Origin of the sequence: Arsenophonus endosymbiont of Aleurodicus floccissimus (genome assembly GCF_900343025.1) — a bacterium.
Taxonomy (GTDB): domain Bacteria; phylum Pseudomonadota; class Gammaproteobacteria; order Enterobacterales; family Enterobacteriaceae; genus Arsenophonus.
Genome location: NZ_OUND01000001.1, coordinates 564,244 through 584,251 on the forward strand (window position 1 = coordinate 564,244; position 20,008 = coordinate 584,251).

General features: G+C 38.2%; 14 protein-coding genes and 4 pseudogenes. 10 read left to right on the forward strand and 8 right to left on the reverse strand.

Annotated features, from left to right (window positions below; all coding sequences use genetic code 11):
* The first annotated feature begins 122 nt into the window (after positions 1-122).
* From rsxA to ARADI_RS03065, 9 genes are all read left to right on the forward strand, one after another.
* Positions 123-704, forward strand: a complete 582-nt coding sequence (gene rsxA / locus ARADI_RS03025; protein ID WP_119711082.1) for an electron transport complex subunit RsxA — start codon at positions 123-125, stop codon at positions 702-704.
* Positions 704-1,318 carry an electron transport complex subunit RsxB gene (gene rsxB, locus ARADI_RS03030; RefSeq protein ID WP_119711083.1) on the forward strand — a complete coding sequence of 205 codons (615 nt, stop codon included), beginning with the start codon at positions 704-706 and terminating at the stop codon, positions 1,316-1,318. The genes rsxA and rsxB overlap by 1 nt, the downstream gene beginning before the upstream one ends.
* A complete protein-coding gene (rsxC, locus tag ARADI_RS03035; protein ID WP_119711084.1) occupies positions 1,311-3,050 on the forward strand; it encodes an electron transport complex subunit RsxC in 1,740 nt (579 codons plus the stop codon). Before rsxB ends, rsxC begins: the two co-directional genes overlap by 8 nt.
* Before the next feature lie 26 nt (positions 3,051-3,076).
* Positions 3,077-4,162 carry an electron transport complex subunit RsxD gene (rsxD, locus tag ARADI_RS03040; RefSeq protein WP_119711085.1) on the forward strand — a complete coding sequence of 362 codons (1,086 nt, stop codon included), beginning with the start codon at positions 3,077-3,079 and terminating at the stop codon, positions 4,160-4,162.
* A gap of 9 nt (positions 4,163-4,171) precedes the next feature.
* Positions 4,172-4,798 (forward strand): electron transport complex subunit RsxG, encoded by a 627-nt coding sequence (gene rsxG / locus ARADI_RS03045; protein ID WP_119711086.1) that lies wholly within the window; start codon positions 4,172-4,174, stop codon positions 4,796-4,798.
* A gap of 5 nt (positions 4,799-4,803) precedes the next feature.
* Positions 4,804-5,538: an electron transport complex subunit E gene (locus ARADI_RS03050; protein WP_119711615.1), complete on the forward strand. Its 735-nt coding sequence runs from the start codon at positions 4,804-4,806 to the stop codon at positions 5,536-5,538.
* Positions 5,531-6,172, forward strand: coding sequence for an endonuclease III (nth, locus tag ARADI_RS03055; protein WP_119711087.1), 642 nt, complete (start codon positions 5,531-5,533; stop codon positions 6,170-6,172). Before ARADI_RS03050 ends, nth begins: the two co-directional genes overlap by 8 nt.
* Positions 6,173-6,297: 125 nt before the next feature.
* Positions 6,298-8,247, forward strand: a complete 1,950-nt coding sequence (locus ARADI_RS03060) for an exoribonuclease II (protein ID WP_119711088.1) — start codon at positions 6,298-6,300, stop codon at positions 8,245-8,247.
* A 158-nt stretch (positions 8,248-8,405) separates the two neighbouring features.
* A complete protein-coding gene (locus ARADI_RS03065) occupies positions 8,406-8,636 on the forward strand; it encodes an osmotically-inducible lipoprotein OsmB (protein ID WP_119711089.1) in 231 nt (76 codons plus the stop codon).
* Between the two features lie 64 nt (positions 8,637-8,700).
* On the opposite strand, the gene yciH is transcribed toward ARADI_RS03065, so the two are convergent.
* From yciH to ARADI_RS03085, 4 genes and pseudogenes are all read right to left on the reverse strand, one after another.
* Positions 8,701-9,030 (reverse strand): stress response translation initiation inhibitor YciH, encoded by a 330-nt coding sequence (gene yciH / locus ARADI_RS03070; protein WP_439647071.1) that lies wholly within the window; start codon positions 9,028-9,030, stop codon positions 8,701-8,703.
* Positions 9,018-9,722, reverse strand: a pseudogene (pyrF, locus tag ARADI_RS03075) (orotidine-5'-phosphate decarboxylase); the annotation flags it as partial. The pseudogene pyrF and the gene yciH, both read right to left, overlap by 13 nt.
* 83 nt (positions 9,723-9,805) lie before the next feature.
* Positions 9,806-10,975 carry a lipopolysaccharide assembly protein LapB gene (gene lapB, locus ARADI_RS03080; RefSeq protein ID WP_119711092.1) on the reverse strand — a complete coding sequence of 390 codons (1,170 nt, stop codon included), beginning with the start codon at positions 10,973-10,975 and terminating at the stop codon, positions 9,806-9,808.
* A 6-nt stretch (positions 10,976-10,981) separates the two neighbouring features.
* Positions 10,982-11,299, reverse strand: a complete 318-nt coding sequence (locus tag ARADI_RS03085; RefSeq protein WP_119711093.1) for a LapA family protein — start codon at positions 11,297-11,299, stop codon at positions 10,982-10,984.
* Between the two features lie 544 nt (positions 11,300-11,843).
* On the opposite strand from ARADI_RS03085, the gene ribA reads away from it, so the two are divergent.
* Complete coding sequence (gene ribA, locus ARADI_RS03090; RefSeq protein ID WP_119711616.1) at positions 11,844-12,446, forward strand: GTP cyclohydrolase II; 603 nt, start codon at positions 11,844-11,846, stop codon at positions 12,444-12,446.
* 64 nt (positions 12,447-12,510) lie between these two features.
* On the opposite strand, the gene acnA is transcribed toward ribA, so the two are convergent.
* The 4 genes and pseudogenes from acnA to topA form a co-directional block, all read right to left on the reverse strand.
* Positions 12,511-15,183 carry an aconitate hydratase AcnA gene (gene acnA, locus ARADI_RS03095; protein ID WP_119711094.1) on the reverse strand — a complete coding sequence of 891 codons (2,673 nt, stop codon included), beginning with the start codon at positions 15,181-15,183 and terminating at the stop codon, positions 12,511-12,513.
* Positions 15,184-15,420: 237 nt separating this feature from the next.
* A pseudogene (cysB, locus tag ARADI_RS03100) lies at positions 15,421-16,395 on the reverse strand (HTH-type transcriptional regulator CysB).
* Between the two features lie 330 nt (positions 16,396-16,725).
* Positions 16,726-17,243, reverse strand: a pseudogene (gene sodC, locus ARADI_RS03105) (superoxide dismutase [Cu-Zn] SodC).
* Between the two features lie 102 nt (positions 17,244-17,345).
* A pseudogene (gene topA, locus ARADI_RS03110) lies at positions 17,346-19,945 on the reverse strand (type I DNA topoisomerase).
* Positions 19,946-20,008: the final 63 nt, after the last annotated feature.

The following is a 20,008-nucleotide window of genomic DNA, read 5'->3' on the forward strand; positions in this document are numbered from 1 at the left end:
ATTAACTGACTAAAATTGACTTTCACACAAGATCGATAACCTATATTACTATCAGTTGCTATCATAGCCGACCATTTAGGTTTACAACTTCGACTGACTAAATAAAAAATTTAGGCATTCAGATGACAGATTATTTTTTATTATTTATCGCTATCGTTTTGGTAAATAATTTCGCGCTGGTAAAATTTCTTGGCTTATGCCCTTTTATGGGGGTTTCTAAAAAAATAGAAACCGCTATTGGTATGGGATTTGCTACAACATTTGTGATGACTTTGGTATCCATCTGTTCGTGGCTGATGGATACATTGGTTTTAATACCGTTAAATTTAATCTATTTACGTATTTTAAGCTTTATATTAGTTATTGCTGTTGTTGTTCAATTTACTGAAATGGTGGTGCGCAAAACCAGCCAGACTCTATACCGTCTTTTAGGTATTTTTTTACCGTTAATTACCACAAATTGTGCAGTTCTTAGTGTCGCTTTACTGAATATCAATCAATCGCATAATTTTTTACAATCTGCCGTTTACGGTTTTGCTGCTGCAGTAGGATTTTCTTTAGTAATGGTGCTATTTTCTACCATCCGTGAACGTATCGCAATCGCAAATGTTCCGGCTCCCTTTCGTGGTTCATCGATTGGTCTCATTACAGCCGGCCTAATGTCTTTAGCATTTATGGGATTTAGTGGTTTGGTAAAATTCTAATGAGTACTTTATTAATTGCAATCGGTGTTATTGCCGGATTTGGCCTTATTTTTGGTCTTATTTTAGGGTTTGCCGCGCTTCGCTTTAAAGTAGAAGACGATCCAATAGTAGAAAAAATTGATCATATTTTACCACAAAGTCAGTGTGGCCAATGTGGCTATCCAGGTTGCCGCCCCTATGCCGAAGCAATTGCCAATAATGGTGAAACCATAAATAAGTGCGCGCCTGGCGGCGAACAAGCTATGTTAAAAATTGCCGAATTATTTAATGTAGAGCCACAAGCGCTTGATGAAGATAAATTAACGCCAGAACAAAAAGTTGCTTTTATTGATGAAGCCAACTGTATTGGCTGCACTAAATGTATTCAGGCTTGCCCCGTTGATGCAATTATTGGAGCAACACGCGCTATGCATACAGTGGTAGAAGATCTCTGTACCGGTTGTGATCTTTGTGTTGCCCCTTGCCCAACAGACTGTATTACGATGCTACCAATAAAAACCACTATCAAAAACTGGAAATGGGATCTCACCACTATTCCAGTAAAAAATATTACTACATCACCAAACTCAACCCCGACCATTACATTTGCTAGCAAGGAGCGAGCAAATGTTTAACTTTTTTAAAAAACTTACTTCAAATAAAGAAAAAATTTGGTCTTTTTCAGGTGGCATAAATCCATCTGAAATGAAAATACAATCAAGCCAAGTTCCGTTAGTTACGCTCCCATTAGCTGATGAATTGATTATTCCTATTCAGCAACATGTAGGTTCAGCGGGTGATATCATTGTTAAAACCAATGACTATGTTTTAAAAGGACAGGCATTAACGAAAGGTTGTGATCGTAAGATCCCTGTCCATGCTACGACTTCAGGTACTATTACTGACATAGCACCCCATATAACCGCACACCCCTCCGGCTTAAAAGAGCATTCTATTCGGTTACAGCCAGATAGTAAAGATCAATGGTGTGAGCGCAAACCTTTACCCAACTACTTACAATATTCTGCTAAAGTCTTATTGTCACATATTGAGCAAGCCGGTATAGCAGGATTAGGCGGTGCAGGCTTTCCGACGGCAACAAAGTTGAAAAATGGCAATAAGTTAATTAATACGTTGATTATCAATGCCGCAGAGTGTGAACCTTATATAACCGCCGATGATCGATTAATGCAGGAGCATGCTGATGAAATTATCGAAGGTATACTGATACTAATACATATTTTAAAACCGAAAGAAGTCCTGATTGGTATTGAAGATAATAAGCCCGCAGCAATAGCCGCCTTAAAAGAAGCACTTTTAGGCCAACAAGCTATGATTAAATTACGAGTGATCCCAACTAAGTATCCTTCAGGCGGCGCTAAACAATTAACTAAGATATTAACCGGCAAGGAGATACCTAGCGGCGTTCACTCTTCGTTCATTGGTATATTAATGCAAAATGTTGGTACTGTGTTTGCGATTAAACGAGCCATTATCGATGGTGAACCATTAATTGAACGGGTGGTTACATTAACCGGCGATGCTATACAAAAACCTGGTAATTATTGGGTTCGCTTGGGTACCCCGATCAATTTTCTATTACAACAGGTCGGTCTGCTGCCACAATCGGAGCAAATGATTATTATGGGAGGGCCGCTAATGGGCTTTACTTTGTCTGATTTAACCACTCCTATTGTTAAAATTAGCAACTGTATCCTTGCTCCTACCATAGCAGAAATCGGTGAACCTAATATTGAAGAAGCTTGCATTCGCTGTGGTCTTTGTAACCAAGCTTGTCCAGCTAATTTATTACCACAACAACTTTATTGGTTTAGTCGAGGACAGGAGCATGAAAAAGCGGAACAATATAATTTATCCGATTGCATAGAATGTGGTGCTTGTGCTTATGTTTGCCCAAGTAATATTCCACTTGTCCAATACTATCGACAAGAAAAGGCAGAAATTAAAGCCATTGCTCAAGAAAAACAACGTACATTGGATGCTAAAAAACGGTTTGAGGCTAAAAAAAGCCGGCTTGAACGAGAAAAAATTCTGCGTCAGCAACGGCATAATCAAGCGGCGGTTAAGCATGAAACAACAGACAAAGCCTCAATTAATGCACAAAAAAATCAGGCTGACAATAGTAAAACTGAACCATTGAACAACCAGGCAGTGATCGAAGCGCGTCAAGCCAGAAAAGCCCAACTGCGCGCTATTCAGGCTGCCAGACAAACAGCAGAAAGCCAATCAGTTGTAGCAACAGAAGCAACAAGCGTGCCGCAACCGGCTGATCCTCGCAAAGCGGCCGTTGCCGCCGCTATTGCCCGAGCTAAAGCCAAACGTGATGCGCAGAGTAAAACTCCCTAATAATTAAACAATATATGAGCTGAAAAATGAAATTCAGACCTATACCGACTAATAGTCGGGTTAACCGGTTAAAAATGACGACTTCACCCTTTACGCATGAAAAACAGATTACCAGTAAACTCATGCTGTGGGTTGTTATTACTGCCATTCCTGGTATTGCCTGCCAAATTTACTTTTTTGGTAGTGGAACCATTTACCAAATTTTACTCGCTGTTATAACCGCATTTATTTGTGAGGCGGCAGCCTTACAGCTACGAAAATTACCGATTATAACCCATTTGAAAGATAATTCCGCCTTAGTAACCGCCTTACTATTGGCTATTAGTATTCCACCATTATCACCCTGGTGGCTGGTAGTTTTAGGTACGGCCTTTGCCATATTAATACCTAAACACATCTATGGCGGATTAGGACAAAATCCATTTAATCCAGCCATGGTAGGTTATGTGGTATTATTGATCTCATTTCCCGTTCAAATGACCAGTTGGTTACCACCGATAGCGCTTCAATCGATCCATGCCGATACTTTAGCTAACCTACAAATCATTTTTTCCGGCCATACCGATGCAGGAGCAACTTTAAACCAATTAACGTTAGGTTTTGATGGTGTAACTCAAGCGACACCACTTGATAGCTTTAAAACGGGTTTACTAACACACTCAATTAGTCAAATACTGCAACAACCTATTTTACAAGGTTCTTTAGCTGGCATCGGTTGGCAATGGGTTAATATTGCTTATCTGTTTGGTGGCATTATCATGCTTTATCGCCGGATAATCAGCTGGGAAATTCCGCTGGCATTTTTAGCCACGCTAATATTCTGTTCATTATTGAGCTGGCGTATTATGCCATTACAATACGCTTCTCCTATGATACATCTGTTTTCAGGAGCAACCATGCTTGGTGCCTTTTTTATCGCCACCGATCCAGTTACGGCGGCAACTACACCGCGTGGTCGTCTTATTTATGGTGCAATGATTGGATTATTAATTTGGATCATTCGTGTTTATGGTGGTTATCCTGATGCTGTTGCTTTTGCGGTATTACTGGCCAATATTGCTGTACCATTGATTGATCACTATAGCCAGCCGCGTGTTTATGGTCATACATAAGGAGTGGTTATGTTTAAATCCATTAGACATCATGGCTTGATATTGGCTGCTTTTGCTGCCGCCACCACTGGACTGACCGCAGCGGTTTATACCATCACCAAAAATACCATTAATAATCAGCTGCTTATCCAACAACAAAAACTGTTTAATCAAATTATTGCTCCTGAGTTTTATGATAATGATTTAACCAAAGAGTGCTACTTAGTAAGTAAAAATGAAGCATTAGGTAGCGAACTGCCCCATCATCTCTATATTGCCAGAAAAGAGGGAAAACCGATTGCTGCCATCATAGAAAGTATCGCACCTGATGGTTATTCAGGGGCAATAAAATTGCTGGTCGCAGCCGATTTCCATGGTAAAGTGCTTGGTGTGCGTGTAACTGAACATCATGAAACACCTGGATTAGGTGATAAAATTGATATTCGTATTTCAAATTGGATCAACTATTTCTCAGGTAAAAAAATTGACTCAGAACATAGTCCCCATTGGGCGGTAAAAAAAGATGGCGGCGATTTTGACCAATTTACTGGTGCAACCATTACACCAAGAGCAGTTATTAATGCCACTAAGCGTGCTGCCTGGTTTATACAGTCGGTGCCGCAAAAATTATCAACTTATCCAGCATGCGCAAATTAATTACCATGAATAAAACTAAGAAACTTTTTATCCAAGGATTATGGAAAAACAATTCAGCACTGGTTCAATTATTAGGTTTGTGCCCGTTGCTAGCGGTTTCATCGACAGCTACCAATGCATTAGGATTGGGACTGGCAACAACATTAGTGTTGTTTTTCACTAATATTACCGTCTCAGCTTTTCGTCATTGGATCCCAAGCGAAATACGTATTCCAATCTATGTAATGATTATCGCATCGGTCGTCTCCTCTGTGCAGATGTTAATTAACGCCTATGCTGTTGATTTATATAAATCTTTAGGTATTTTTATTCCGCTGATTGTTACTAACTGTATTGTTATTGGACGAGCTGAAGCTTACGCCGCCAAAAATAATGTCTATAACTCAGCAATTGATGGCTTAGCGATGGGAACGGGCGCTACGATAGCACTGTTTTTTTTAGGTGCCATGAGAGAAATTTTAGGTAATGGTACGCTGTTTGATGGTGCAGATTTGCTGTTAGGAGAATGGGCGAAAATATTACGTATTGAAGTTATTCATCTTAATTCTCCTTTTTTATTAGCCATATTACCCCCTGGGGCTTTCATTGGATTAGGTTTGATGCTAGCAGGTAAATATTTAATCGATGAAAAAGTAAAAAAATATATTAGTCACAAACAACAGCAATCTGCGGTAAAATCGGACGCTTTACCCAATAAAAATCATTTAGCCAAGGATCAAGAGCAAATAAAATATGAATAAACAAAAGCGGATAGACATCCTGACTCGCTTACGTGACAACAATCCAACACCAATAACGGAGCTTGTTTTTAATTCGCCTTTTGAATTACTTATTTCTGTATTACTTTCCGCTCAAGCTACCGATATTAGTGTGAATAAAGCAACGGCAAAACTCTACCCGATTGCAAATACTGCTGAAAAAATGCTAGCCCTAGGCATCGATGAAATAAAGCATTACATCAAAACAATTGGCTTATTTAATACCAAAGCTGAAAATATTATTAAAACCTGTCAGATATTAATTGATAAATATAATGGCCAGGTGCCGGAAAATCGCGAAGCCTTGGAGTACTTACCCGGTGTCGGCCGCAAAACGGCAAATGTGGTATTGAATACCGCCTTCGGCTGGCCAACAATTGCTGTTGATACCCATATTTTTCGCGTTTGTAATCGCACCAATTTTGCCCCAGGTAAGAATGTTATCGAGGTTGAACAAAAATTACTCAAAGTAGTGCCGACTGAATTTAAAGTGGATTGCCACCAATGGTTTATACTACACGGCCGTTACATGTGTATTGCCAGAAAGCCACGCTGTGGCTTTTGTATTATTGAAGATTTATGTGAATTTAACGACAAACAATACCCCACAACCTAACGATTAACAAACGGATTTTCAAGACAACTATTGAAGTGACAAATATTATTATTCTGCCTGCCCATAGCACTCAACTTGAGCAAAATGTGGGTAAATTTTAATTTAACAACGCAAATACGGATAGTATGTTTCAAGATAACCCGCTGCTAGCGCAGCTAAAACAGCAATTACATGCCCAAACGCCTCGTGTTGAAGGGATAGTCAAAAGTACCGAAAAAGGTTTTGGTTTTCTTGAGGTCGATGGAACGAAAACTTATTTCATTCCACCACCACAAATGAAAAAAGTAATGCATGGTGATCGAATTATCGCCACCATTCACACAAATAAAGATCGTGAAATTGTTGAACCAAAACAATTAATTGAACCCTTTCTTACCCGATTTGGAGGACGTATTCAAAAAAGAAATAATGATAGTCGGCTTTATGTGAAACCCGATCACCCAGTATTAAAAGAAAATATTTTTTGTCGTCCTGCGCAACATCTAGCTAATGATTTGATGCAAGATGATTGGGTAATAGCAGAAATCCTTCGTCATCCATTAAAAAATCAAGGCGGATTTCAGGCAGAAATAATCCAATATATTACCCATGGCGATGACCATTTTGCCCCTTGGTGGGTAACATTGGGTCGGCATCAATTAGAGCGCGAAGCGCCGGAAATGCAAAATTGTACCATTGAGGAGCAGACAGCAGAACGCCATGATCTTACTCACCTCAACTTTATTACCATTGACAGTGCCAGTACCGAAGATATGGATGATGCGCTTTATATAGAGCGTATTGGCGATGATCAATTGCGCCTATTTGTTGCTATTGCCGATCCAACTAGTTATATCCCGGTAAATAGTGAGTTAGATACCATAGCCCAGCAACGTTGCTATACCAATTACTTACCTGGTTTCAATATTCCGATGTTGCCACGTGAATTATCAGATAATTTGTGTTCTCTGCGTCCTAATGAGCGCCGCCCTGCACTAGTCTGTCAATTTGATATTAAACAAGATGGACAATTGGCTGAAAATATTCAATTTTGCCTGGCATGGGTCGAATCAAAAAATAAATTGGTATACGATGATGTCTCTGACTGGCTAGAACAGCAACAAGATAAATGGCAACCCGAAAATAAAATCATCAAACAGCAAATTTTATTGCTCAATGAAATGTGCGAAAAACGTGCTGCCTGGCGCCTAACTCATGCATTAGTATTTAAAGAGCGTCCTGATTATCGCTTTTTACTTGATGAAAATGGTAATGTCACTAATATATTGGCAGAGAAACGGCGGATTGCTAATCGTATCGTTGAAGAAGCGATGATTGCAGCCAATCTTTGTGCAACAAAAGTATTAAAAAATAAATTAGCAACCGGTATTTTTAATGTTCATAATGGCTTTGAACCCAGTAAAATTGATAACGTTGTTGCCATTTTGCAAGAACATGATATCGAACAAAATGCACAAACACTGTTAACACTTGAAGGGTTTTGTCGTTTACGGCGTTTATTAGATGGTCAATCCACTCAATTTCTAGATAGTCGAATACGTCGTTTTCAAGCTTTTGCTGAAATTAAAACTACGCCAGCTGCCCATTATGGTTTGGGATTTGATGCCTATGCAACCTGGACATCCCCTATCCGTAAGTATACAGATATCATCAATCACCGCTTTTTAAAAGTCATAATAAATAATGAGCAGCATAATATCACAAAGCCTTCTGAAACTTTGATGGCAAAAATTACTGATCGCAAGCGCGCTAACCGTTTAGCTGAACGCGATGTCGGTAACTGGTTATATGCACGTTATCTAAAACCTTTCGCCAAAACTAACACTATTTTTGCTGCCGAAATAACCGACATTACACGAGGTGGGCTCCGGATCCGTTTAACCGATAATGGTGCTAATGCCTTCATTCCGGTACCTTTTATCCATTCTGTACGAGAAGAAATACAGTGTAGTCAAGAAGGGGGCGCTATAATTATTAAAGGTGTTGCTGTTTATAAACTTAACGATGTGATTAATGTTCAACTTGAAGAAGTTCGAATGAAAACCCGCAATATTATTGCACGACTGGTATCCTAAGGACATTTCGCAGATGGCTTACTGATAATAAGCTATCTGTACAGAATAGCGGCTTTATTATTTTTGCAATTTCATTTAACTTGCCGAAAAATCTGATTTAAAAAAGTTGCTATCTAGGTTAATTTGAATTTAATTGATCATATCAATAGGATAGAAGAATGAAAAGTTCAAAAAAAAAACACACATTACTGATACTGATGTTAATATCTGTCATTTCCCTCATGTCTATTACAGCCTGCTCTAATATGTCAAAAGGTGACAAAAATACCGCTATCGGTGCTGGCATAGGGGCAGTAGGTGGTGCTATTCTGACTGAAGGTAGCGGATTAGGTACGGTAGGTGCTGCTGCTATTGGTGGTCTAATTGGTCACCAAGTCGGTAAGAAATAGTCGCACCCAACATACTATATAGAGATAGAGCCAGTTAATTATCTGGCTTTATTTATAAATATGATTAACCGCTAGCCAGTTTAACTTTCATTCCCTTAGCTTCTAATAATTGCTTAATAAGCTCGCGTTTATCGCCCTGGATCTCAATATTGCCTTGTTTGATTGCACCGCCTGAACCACATTTTTTCTTTAATTCAGCAGCAAGCATCATTAATTGATCTTTATTCAGATCCAAGCCAGTAATAACACAAACGCCCTTACCTTTTCGGCCTGAGCTTTCACGTCTGATACGAACTATACCATCACCTTTCGTTGGCGATGATTTTTTTTCTACTTCAACTATTCTGCCAGTTTCCGTCGAATAAACTAAACGCGAGTCACTCATTCTATCCATCCAATTGAACGATTTATTTGCGCCAGCGTTAACACTGGATCAGCACTATGGGTAAATAAAATAGGACGACCAATAACCATATAATCAACGCCGACATTAATAGCCTGCTCTGGTGTCATAATTCTCAGCTGATCATAGGCTTCTGCACCACTGGGACGAATGCCTGGTGTGATTGATAAGAAATCGCTACCACAAGCTGATTTCAGTGTTGCTACTTCTTGTGCTGAACAGACTACACCATCCAATTCACACTCCTTGGCCAATTTTGCTAGCTGCGAGGCGCGATCAGCAGGCGGTTGTTTAATACCAATCTGGTGTAGATCCGCTTGTTCCATACTGGTTAATATGGTAACCATAATCAGTAGTGGAGCATCTTCACCATATTCAACTAATGCTTCTTTAGCCGCCATCATCATTCTGCCCCCACCATAGGCATGTACATTAACCATCCAAACCCCGATTTCCGCCGCTGCTTTAACAGCTTGTGCCACCGTATTAGGAATATCATGAAATTTCAAATCCAAAAAAACCTGAAACCCTCGGTTATGTAAAGTTTGAATAAATTGTGGGCCATATAAAGTAAACATCTGCATACCCACTTTCAGGCGGCAATCCTGCGGGCTGAGATTGTCAACAAAAGATAATGCCTTAGCCAGATCATGATAATCTAATGCAACAATAACCGGGGAATTAGTAGAGACAGGAAATTTGTTTTACGTGCGGGCTATCATTTTTAACCTTTTTAAATTTAATGAATGCAATATCTGTTACGTTGTCACTGACCATCAAGGCCTTTTATTGGTTTGATCGTATCCCAAGAGCGGCATGAAGGACAATACCAATATAAAGAATGGGTAGTAAAACCACATTTGTGGCAACGGTAATCAGGTTTAGAGCGGATTTGCTCGCCAACCATATTGCGCAGTAATTCCAGACTCTCTTTTGCTCTGCCTTCTTCAGCGTCTGCCAAATGATAATCGATCAGTTTATAAAACAATCGCATCGTTGGATGACGTTCAAGTTGCTGTTTAATAAATATTTGCGCTTTTTCTAGCCCTTTTCTTTTTTCAATTATTTCCGCCAGATAAAGCTGAGCAGTTGCACCACAATCGCCAGCAACACATTGCTGGATATAAGTTTCCCAATCATGCCAATTCGCTAAATGATGATAACATTCATAAAGCATGGCTAAAGTTTCATTGACTAAATTTCTATCTTGATCAAAAACTTGCTTAAGTACTGAAATGGCTTTTTCATATTCAGCTCGGGCGATATGAATGCCCCCTTTCATAATAGAAACTCGAGTAGCGTTTTTATTTGATTGAGCGGCTTTATTTAATAAAAGAAATGCGCCATCAAGATCGTCACTACTCAGTTCCAATAGTGCCAGTTCGCAATAAAAATGCGCTATTTCTTGTTTAAATTGAGGATTGCCCATTTTGACTAATTTTTCGGCAACCTCAATTGCTTTATACCAATCGCTAGTTGCTTGATAAATAGTAAGTAAAGATTGTAACGCACTAAAGCGAAAATCTTGCTCATCAACTAGCTGCGAAAAAATATTTCGCGCCCTATCATAAACTCCTGCCGCTAAATAATCTCGTCCAAGCTGCTGTGTCGCTAATAGTTTCTGCTCAAAGGATAATGAGTTACTTTCAAACAAGGATTGATGAATACGGATAGCCCGTTCAATCTCCCCCCTTGAACGGAAAAGATTGCCTAATGTCAGATGAGCCTCAAACGCCGAGCTATCTTCTTTAAGCATATCTAAAAACAGATCAACAGCTTTATCTTGTTGATTAGATAGCAAGAAATTGACACCAGCTACATATCCACGGGATAAACGATCAGCATTTTGTTGTTTATCTTGTTGAGCACTGCTGCATCCCATATACCAACCATAGGCAGCGGCAATAGGCAGTAGCAGAAATAGCAGCTCTAACATAAAAAATTACCTTTTTTCATTTGCAACAACAGCCACTTTAGTATCGTGTTCACTTTGAGTTGATTCGGTTAATTGACTTTCTAAACGTTTAATCTTACGTCTTGCATTTGATAATGAAATTAATGCTTTAGCGTAAAACACCCCGCAAATAAGCCAACCCAGCAAGAATCCAACCGCAAAAAGGACGGCTAGTAATGTTGATATTGGATAGTCACCTTTAGCAATCAAATAATTAAATGTTACTATCTGATTATTGCTTGAGCCAAGTGTCACGGAAACAATAAAAATTGCTACAACAAGTAATAAAATTAAAAAATATTTCACATTTTTTCCTATTGTTGCTTAATGATAGAAAAGCGGTGGAAACACTTTTCGTTGCTTAATTTAGCATCTGAACCCAATAAAGAAAGTGAATTATATCAACACTCACCTTTTTATTTAAATAAACATTTCAATGCTAGATAACAGAATGGGTTACCACAAAAATTTTTCTATAACATATTAATGGTGCAAAAATATTTTTAATCAAAAAATTCCTTATTGAATTTATCCCATTTAACGAAATACTAGTGTTGCTGGCTATTTTTTTCAATAAATGAAAAAAGCTCAGAACATTTTTTTATATTAGGCACCAGTCTCAATCACCAAACCTCAATCTAAATTGATAAACAAAATGTGCTTATAGTTAAAATAGTTAATTTTTTAATAATCATATTGTAGTAATATGAACATAAACTTATCTACTGATGATATCCACTAGCCTAGTAAAATATATAGGTAAAAATCATTTGATAACTATATTTAACTATTTTTTAACGCGCTTTTTCTTAATTTTAAATCCAGAGTTTCGTTCATTATGTATAACACTATGCAGTTAAAACGTATAGCTGAAGCCAAATTACCTACTCCTTTTGGTGAGTTTCTACTTGTTGGTTTTGAAGAAATTTTTAATGGTAATAATCATATCGCACTTATTTATGGCGATATTACTGCTGGAAAACCCGTTCTTTCGCGTATTCACTCGGAATGTTTGACCGGAGATGCCTTATTTAGTTTACGTTGTGATTGTGGTTTTCAACTAGAAGCAGCACTTAAACAAATTGCCGAAGAAGGTAGCGGAGTACTACTATACCATCGTCAAGAGGGACGTAATATCGGATTATTAAATAAAATCCGCGCCTATGCTCTGCAAGATCAGGGGCTGGATACTGTTGAGGCCAATTTAAAACTCGGGTTCAAACCCGATGAACGTGATTTTACTGTCTGTGCTGACATGTATAAATTATTGGCGATAAATGAAGTGAGGTTATTAACCAATAATCCTAAAAAACTAGAAATTATGAAAGAAGCTGGAATTAATGTCGTAGAACGAGTTCCTATCATTGTTGGCCGTAATCCCAAAAATAGTGACTACCTCAATGTAAAAGCCAGCAAATTAGGCCATATTCTATCTGATAATGTTAAAAAATAATTAATCAATTATTATCAAAAACTGCCTATTTTTAACAGAGCAGTTTTTGATGGTTTAAATCCGTTTATTTTAATATTTGACGAATAACATACTGCAGAATACCGCCATGACGAAAATATTCTAATTCAGTCATCGTATCAATGCGGCAACGCATCGCTATTGTCGTTTTCTGATCATTTTTATCAGTAATGGTTACTATAATCATCTCGCCTGGGGTAATCGATTGCAAGCCTGCAATATCAATTGTCTCATCACCGGTCAATTTTAACGTTTTACGGTTTACATTAGCCGGAAATTCTAATGGTAAGACCCCCATACCAATCAAATTAGAGCGATGAATTCGTTCATAAGATTCAGCAATAACCACCCTTACCCCTAGTAATAGGGCTCCTTTAGCCGCCCAGTCACGACTAGAGCCGGAACCATACTCTTTACCAGCAATAACTGCTAAAGGTATCTTTTTTTTCTGATATTGCATGGAGGCATCATAGATAGATAGCTGAGTCTGTGTCGGTATATAGCGAGTAAATCCCCCTTCAACCCCAGGTAGCATCTCATTACGAATACGAATATTGGCAAATGTGCCTCTCATCATAACTTCATGATTACCTCGCCTCGAACCATACGAATTGAAATCTTTTGCTTGTATGCCATGGGACTGTAAATAACGGCCGGCTGGACTATCCGCTTTAATATTTCCAGCTGGTGAAATATGATCCGTCGTAACAGAATCACCCAAGATTGCAAGAATATGAGCAGCATGAATATCAGTGATCGGTGCCGGCGCAAGTTGCATCCTATCAAAGAACGGAGGATTACGAATATAAGTTGAATCAGGTTGCCATGAATAAGTGGCTGAACTTTTTACATCAAGTGCCTGCCATGCTTCATCGCCATCAAAAACTGCATTATATTCTTTATGGAACATGTCAGATTTTACTAACTGTATTGCATCAGCAATTTCTTGACTGGTAGGCCATATATCTTTGAGTAAAACATCTTTACCATTTTTATCTTGTCCCAACGGCTCATCAACAAGATTTATTTGCATATTACCCGCTAAAGCATAAGCTACCACTAAAGGTGGTGATGCCAACCAGTTGGTTTTTATTAATCGATGGATCCTACCTTCAAAATTTCGATTGCCTGATAGCACCGCACCTACCGTAAGATCATGTTTTTTGATTGCTTCTTCTATTGGCGCCGGTAGTGGCCCTGAGTTACCAATGCAAGTGGTGCAGCCATAGCCAACTATATTAAAACCTAACTGATTTAAATAATCAGTCAATCCCGCTTTAGCTAAATAATCAGTAACCACTTTCGAACCCGGTGCTAACGAGGATTTTACCCAAGGTTTACGCATTAAACCTTTTTCAACCGCCTTTTTCGCGAGTAATCCTGCCGTCATTAAAACGCTTGGGTTTGAAGTATTGGTACAGGAAGTTATCGCCGCAATAACAACCGCTCCCTCTTGTAACTGAAAATTTTTACCATCATAACTGACCGATGGCGCAGGCTCTTTGGTTGATCTATTTAACTCAAGCTCGAGTGAATCTTTAAATGCATGTGGAACCTGGCTCAATTCAACCCGATCTTGAGGGCGTTTGGGCCCAGCCAGACTGGCTTCCACCGATGCTAAATCTAATACCAAGGTACTGGTAAAAATAGGCTCTTCACCTGGATGGCGCCATAATCCTTGTTTTTTAGTATAATTTTCAACTAAAGCAATTTCATCTTCCGAACGCCCTGTTAACCGCATATAGCTTAATGTGATTTCGTCAACCGGGAAGAAACCACATGTAGCCCCATATTCAGGAGACATGTTGGCAATGGTAGCCCGATCCGCGAGCGGTAAATCAGCTAAACCATCACCGTAAAATTCAACAAATTTACCCACTACGCCATGTTTACGCAGTATTTGGGTGACAGTCAAAACTAAATCAGTAGCGGTGATCCCTTCGTTTAGTTTGCCAATTAATTTAAAACCAACTACATCTGGAATGAGCATCGAAATCGGTTGTCCCAACATTGCGGCCTCTGCTTCAATACCGCCTACTCCCCAACCTAAAGCCCCCAAACCATTGATCATCGTGGTATGAGAATCAGTACCAACCAATGTGTCTGGATAAGCGAACAATTTTCCTTCTCGTTCTTCATACCAAACCACCTTACCTAAATACTCCAAATTTACCTGGTGACAAATACCTGTTCCGGGCGGCACAACTCTAAAACGATTAAATGCCTTTTGTCCCCAACGTAAAAATAGATAACGTTCATTGTTGCGTTGCATTTCAAATTTTACGTTATCACTAAAGGCTTGAGGAATGGCAAATTCATCGACCATAACCGAATGGTCAATAATTAAATCGACCGGCGATAATGGATTTACCTTATTAACATCACCACCTAATCGTTGCACGGCTTCGCGCATTGCAGCAAGATCAACCACTGCTGGCACACCAGTAAAATCCTGCATCAAAACTCGGGCTGGTTGATAGGCAATTTCACGCTCGGCATGCCCCGTACGCTGCCAATCAACCATAGCCTGCAAATCTTTTAATACAACAGATTTTCCATCCAAATGGCGCAACAAATTTTCAAATAGTAATTTAAGTGATTTTGGCAGATTCGAAATATCACCTAACTGTTTAGCTGCAATAGGTAAGCTAAAATATTCATAGTCTTTACTTCCAGCGGAGAGTGTGGATGCACAGTCCGTTCTTAGACTTAACGACATAACTCCTCCTTTTATTATTTTTTATCTAGATAACTAAGATGACGCATCTTATAAAGATAATATATTAGAAATATTTTTCGGTTATGTAACACATAATGATCATTAAATATGATTTTGTTCAAAATAAATTAAACGTGTTAACGCTAAATAGCCCTGGTTTGATGTGGAATTAGTGCATAAGAAAAATATAAAATAAAAAAATCATGAATAGAAAATAAACTCTAATTTTTATTAAAATTATATTGTTGGTAATTGAATCTCTTTAAACATTTCTTCAATTTCTTCATTTGAACGTAAAGCAATCGCTTTATCAACAACATCAGGCGTTAAATGTGGTGCAAAACGCCAAATAAAATCATACATATAGCTACGTAGAAAACTATTGCGATGAAAACCTATTTTTGTAGTGCTATAGCTAAACTTATCCCGCATATCAATAATAACTAAGTCTTGATCTTGATTAGGGTCAACTGCTATGCTAGCAATAATTTCTATACCTAATCCCAATCTTACATAAGTCTTAATAACATCAGCGTCAGTGGCGGTAAAAATAATCTTAGCCTGTAAACCTGCCTTATAAAAAGCCTCATCCAATTCAGAGCGGCCTGTAAAACCATGGGTATAAGTCATAATCGGGTATTGAGCTAGTTCACTAATGGTAATATTTTTCTTGTCAGCTAAAGGATGATCAGCTTTAACGACAACCGAGCGATTCCAATGATAACAAGGTAACATCACTAAATCTTTGTAAAGATGTAACGCTTCAGTCGCAATAGCAAAGTCGCTATTTCCTTTACTGACATCTTCCGCAATTTATATCGTCGAACCCTGACTCATATGTAATGAAACTTGTGGATAATGTTTGATAAATTGTTTAATAACCGGAGGAAGAGCATACCTTGCTTGAGTATGTGTGGTAACAATGGCTAATATGCCACGATCAGGATAAGTATGTTCACCAACGACTGCTCGGATAGCGTGCATTTTTGTCATAACTTCTCGAGCAATTTTAATTACTTCCTTGCCGGCTGGGGTAACATGAGTTAAGTGTTTACCACTGCGTCCAAAAATTTGCACTCCCAATTCATCTTCAAGCATACGAACCTGTTTGCTTATACCTGGTTGTGATGTGTATAACCCTTCTGCTGTTGATGAAACATTTAAATTATGATTTTCAATCTCTACAATGTAACGTAATTGCTGTAATTTCATCTTATTCAGCGTCCTTATAAATTGAATAAAGGATTAATTATTTTATAACTTATAGTAATTTTATTATAACAAAAAGAAATATAAGTATTATTTATTATAATCAATAATATATACGATTGAAAATATAACAACAAATAAATTACAAATTAAATATTATTTATATAATGCGCTTATTTTACTAACAATTAATTATGCATTTATTAGTTATAATGAATATAAATTTTGGCAAGATTATTAATTAACTAAATGCTAAATAAAAAGCCAAACAACGTCGTTTACTATTACTAAAGATTTCCTAAACTAACTTTGAATGGCCTAAAATAAATAAATTTATTTAATAATACCGCAAACTACCCTTAAACCACCACCGCTTAAAGTTTCTGGGTGATCTGAATAATTATCTCCACCTTCATGGATTATTAATGCTTTATGCTTAATTACACTTATTGATTTTAAACGAGGCGCTAAAATGGCATAATCAGCACTACCATTAACAACTAAACCCGGTAAATCACCTAAATGGCCGCACTACTATATGGACCTTTATGTTGAGCTGTTTTATTAGGATCAAAATGGCCACCCGCTTTTCCTGTTGCAATTAACTTTCCATCTTTTTGCAAAGCATCACAACTAGGATATTCGTGAACATGGAAACCATGTATTCCAGGTGCTAATCCTTGTAATTTGGGAGTAAATAACAAACCAAATTTTGTTTCCGTGATCTTAATTTCACCTACCGATTGGCCGTTATCTTTTTTAGTAACTATCTTCATTGGAACTATCATTGCATTGGCTAGCGATGTTGCAGCAAAAAAAGTGCCCATAATTAGTAACATTTTCAATTTCATATATTAATCCTGGTTATGATTTGAAATAGCGACGATATATAAACTAAAAATTAGGCTACTGATTTCAGTAGCCTTGTTTAATTATAGAAAATAGATGAAATTTTATTTATTTTTTTCTATCCATTTACCATCGATATAAAATGCACTCCAGCCCGTAGCTTTACCATTTTTTTCTGAAGAAACATATTGTTGTTTAGTCTTACGACTAAATCTTACAATGGTTTTATTATCCTCAGGATCGACCGATGGTGCCTGGGTTAAATAACTAAATTTGGCTGGCAGACGATCTTTAAAACGTACCAATTCTTCAACCAATGGTGCGCGAGTCTCTCTTGATTTTGGAAAAGTGTTAGCGGCTAAAAATATTCCTGCTGTGCCATCTCTTAATACAAAGTAAGCATCAGATTTTTCACAAACTAGTTCCGGCAATGTAATAGGATCTTCTTTAGGCGGAGCCACTTCACCACTCTTTAAGATCTTGCGAGTATTTTTACAAGCCTCATTGGTACAGCACATATATTTTCCAAATCGACCCATCTTCAGATGCATTTCTGAGCCACATTTATCACATTCAATAATTGGCCCATCATAGCCTTTAATGCGGAATTCACCTTCTTCAACCTCATAACCATTACATACTGGATTATTCCCGCATACATGTAATTTACGTTTATTATCGATAAGGTAGCTATCCATCGCGGTACCACATTTAGGACATCGCCGGCGGGCCCGCAAAGCATGCGTTTCCACATCTTCTTCTGCTACCAGAATATTTGATAATTCATCTTCAGGAATTAAATTAATGGTTTTTTTGCAGCACTCTTTTGCCGGTAAGCTGTAACCAGAGCATCCCAGAAAAACACCGGTAGAAGCAGTTCTAATCCCCATTTGTCGGTGACAGTCAGGACATTCAATCGATGTTAATACCATCGGATTGGGACGCATGCCACCTTCCTCGGGTGTTTTATTTGCGCTTTCTAGCTGTTCGGTAAAAGCAGCAAAAAACTCATCTAATACACTCTTCCACTCGATACGATCTTCTGCTATCAAGTCAAGCTGATCTTCCATTCGCGCAGTAAAATCATAGTCTATTAATTCACTAAAATTTTTATCTAACCGGTCAGTAACTATTTCACCTATTTTTTCAGCATAAAAACGGCGATTTTCAATTTTTACATAGCCCCGATCTTGGATAGTTGAAATAATAACCGGATAGGTTGATGGCCGGCCAATGCCGCGTTTTTCAAGTTCTCTAACCAGAGAGGCTTCGCCAAAACGTGCTGGAGGTTTAGTAAAGTGTTGGCTAGGACACAATTTATCCAATTCAAGCTGACTACCAACTTTGACCATAGGTAATATTTTATCTTCATCACCTTTACGCAATACGGGCATAACTTTAGTCCAACCATCAAAACGTAAAATACGCCCTTTAGCCTTCAACTTAAAATTTCCAGTTTTGACGTTTATTGTCGTTGAATCAAATTCAGCTGGTGTCATTTGACAGGCGACAAATTGGTTCCAAATCAGCTGATATAGTTTTTTGGCATCCGCTTCTTCCATCTCTTTTAGAGCATCAACACCAACGTCAATATTAGAAGGACGAATAGCTTCATGTGCTTCCTGCGAACTTTTTTGATTGGTATAAACATTCGCCTGTTTAGGCAGGTATTTATTGCCAAACTTATGGTCAATATAATTGCGAGCCATGCTTAAAGCATCCTGACTTAAGTTAGTTGAGTCAGTACGCATATAGGTAATATAACCTGCTTCATAAAGACGCTGTGCCATCATCATGGTTTTTTTAACGCCAAAGCCAAGACGTGTACTTGCCGCTTGTTGCAGGGTTGAGGTAATAAAAGGTGCGTTGGGTTTACTAATTGTGGGCCGATCTTCACGATCTGACACCTGATAATGGGCATTTTTTAATAATGCAACGGCAGCATCAATTTGTGCTTTGGTGACGGGCTTAAAAGGCTTACCTTTTTCATGTGTCACTTCCATTCGAATCAATGCCGTATCTACTGTCAGTAACTCAATATGCAGCTGCCAATACTCTTGTGGGACAAATGCTTTAATTTCGCGTTCCCGTTCTACAATCAGACGTACCGCGACTGACTGAACACGCCCTGCAGAAAGGCCTCGAGCAATTTTTTTCCATAATAACGGTGAAACCATATAACCAACAACCCGATCTAAAAAACGCCGAGCTTGTTGAGCATTAACACGATCAATATTTAATTCACCAGGATTATCAAAAGCTTGCTTAATTGCATTTTTAGTGATTTCATTAAAAACTACTCGACTAAAGCGCTGATTATCACCGCCAATCACTTCTCGCAAATGCCAGGCAATCGCTTCCCCCTCACATCTAGATCCGTTGCCAGATAGATATGCTCTGCGTCGGAGGCAAGCGATCTTAATTCAGCAACGACTTTTTCTTTGCCAGGTAAAATTTGATAATTGGCTTTCCACCCATGATATGGGTCAACTCCCATTCTATTTACAAGCGCCTCATGTTCATCTTTTTTTACTTTTTTAACCTTATTGGCTGAGTTTGTATTCTTTTGTGAGCTGGAACAACCACTTTTTGGCAAATCACGTATATGCCCTACGCTACTTTTAACAACGTAGTTATTACCAAGGTATTTATTGATAGTCTTGGCTTTTGCCGGGGACTCCACAATAACAAGAGCTTTACCCATAGTTATCTTTACCTAAAATATTGTCTAAGCGTACTGACTTTCCAGCCAGATGGAATGAAATCT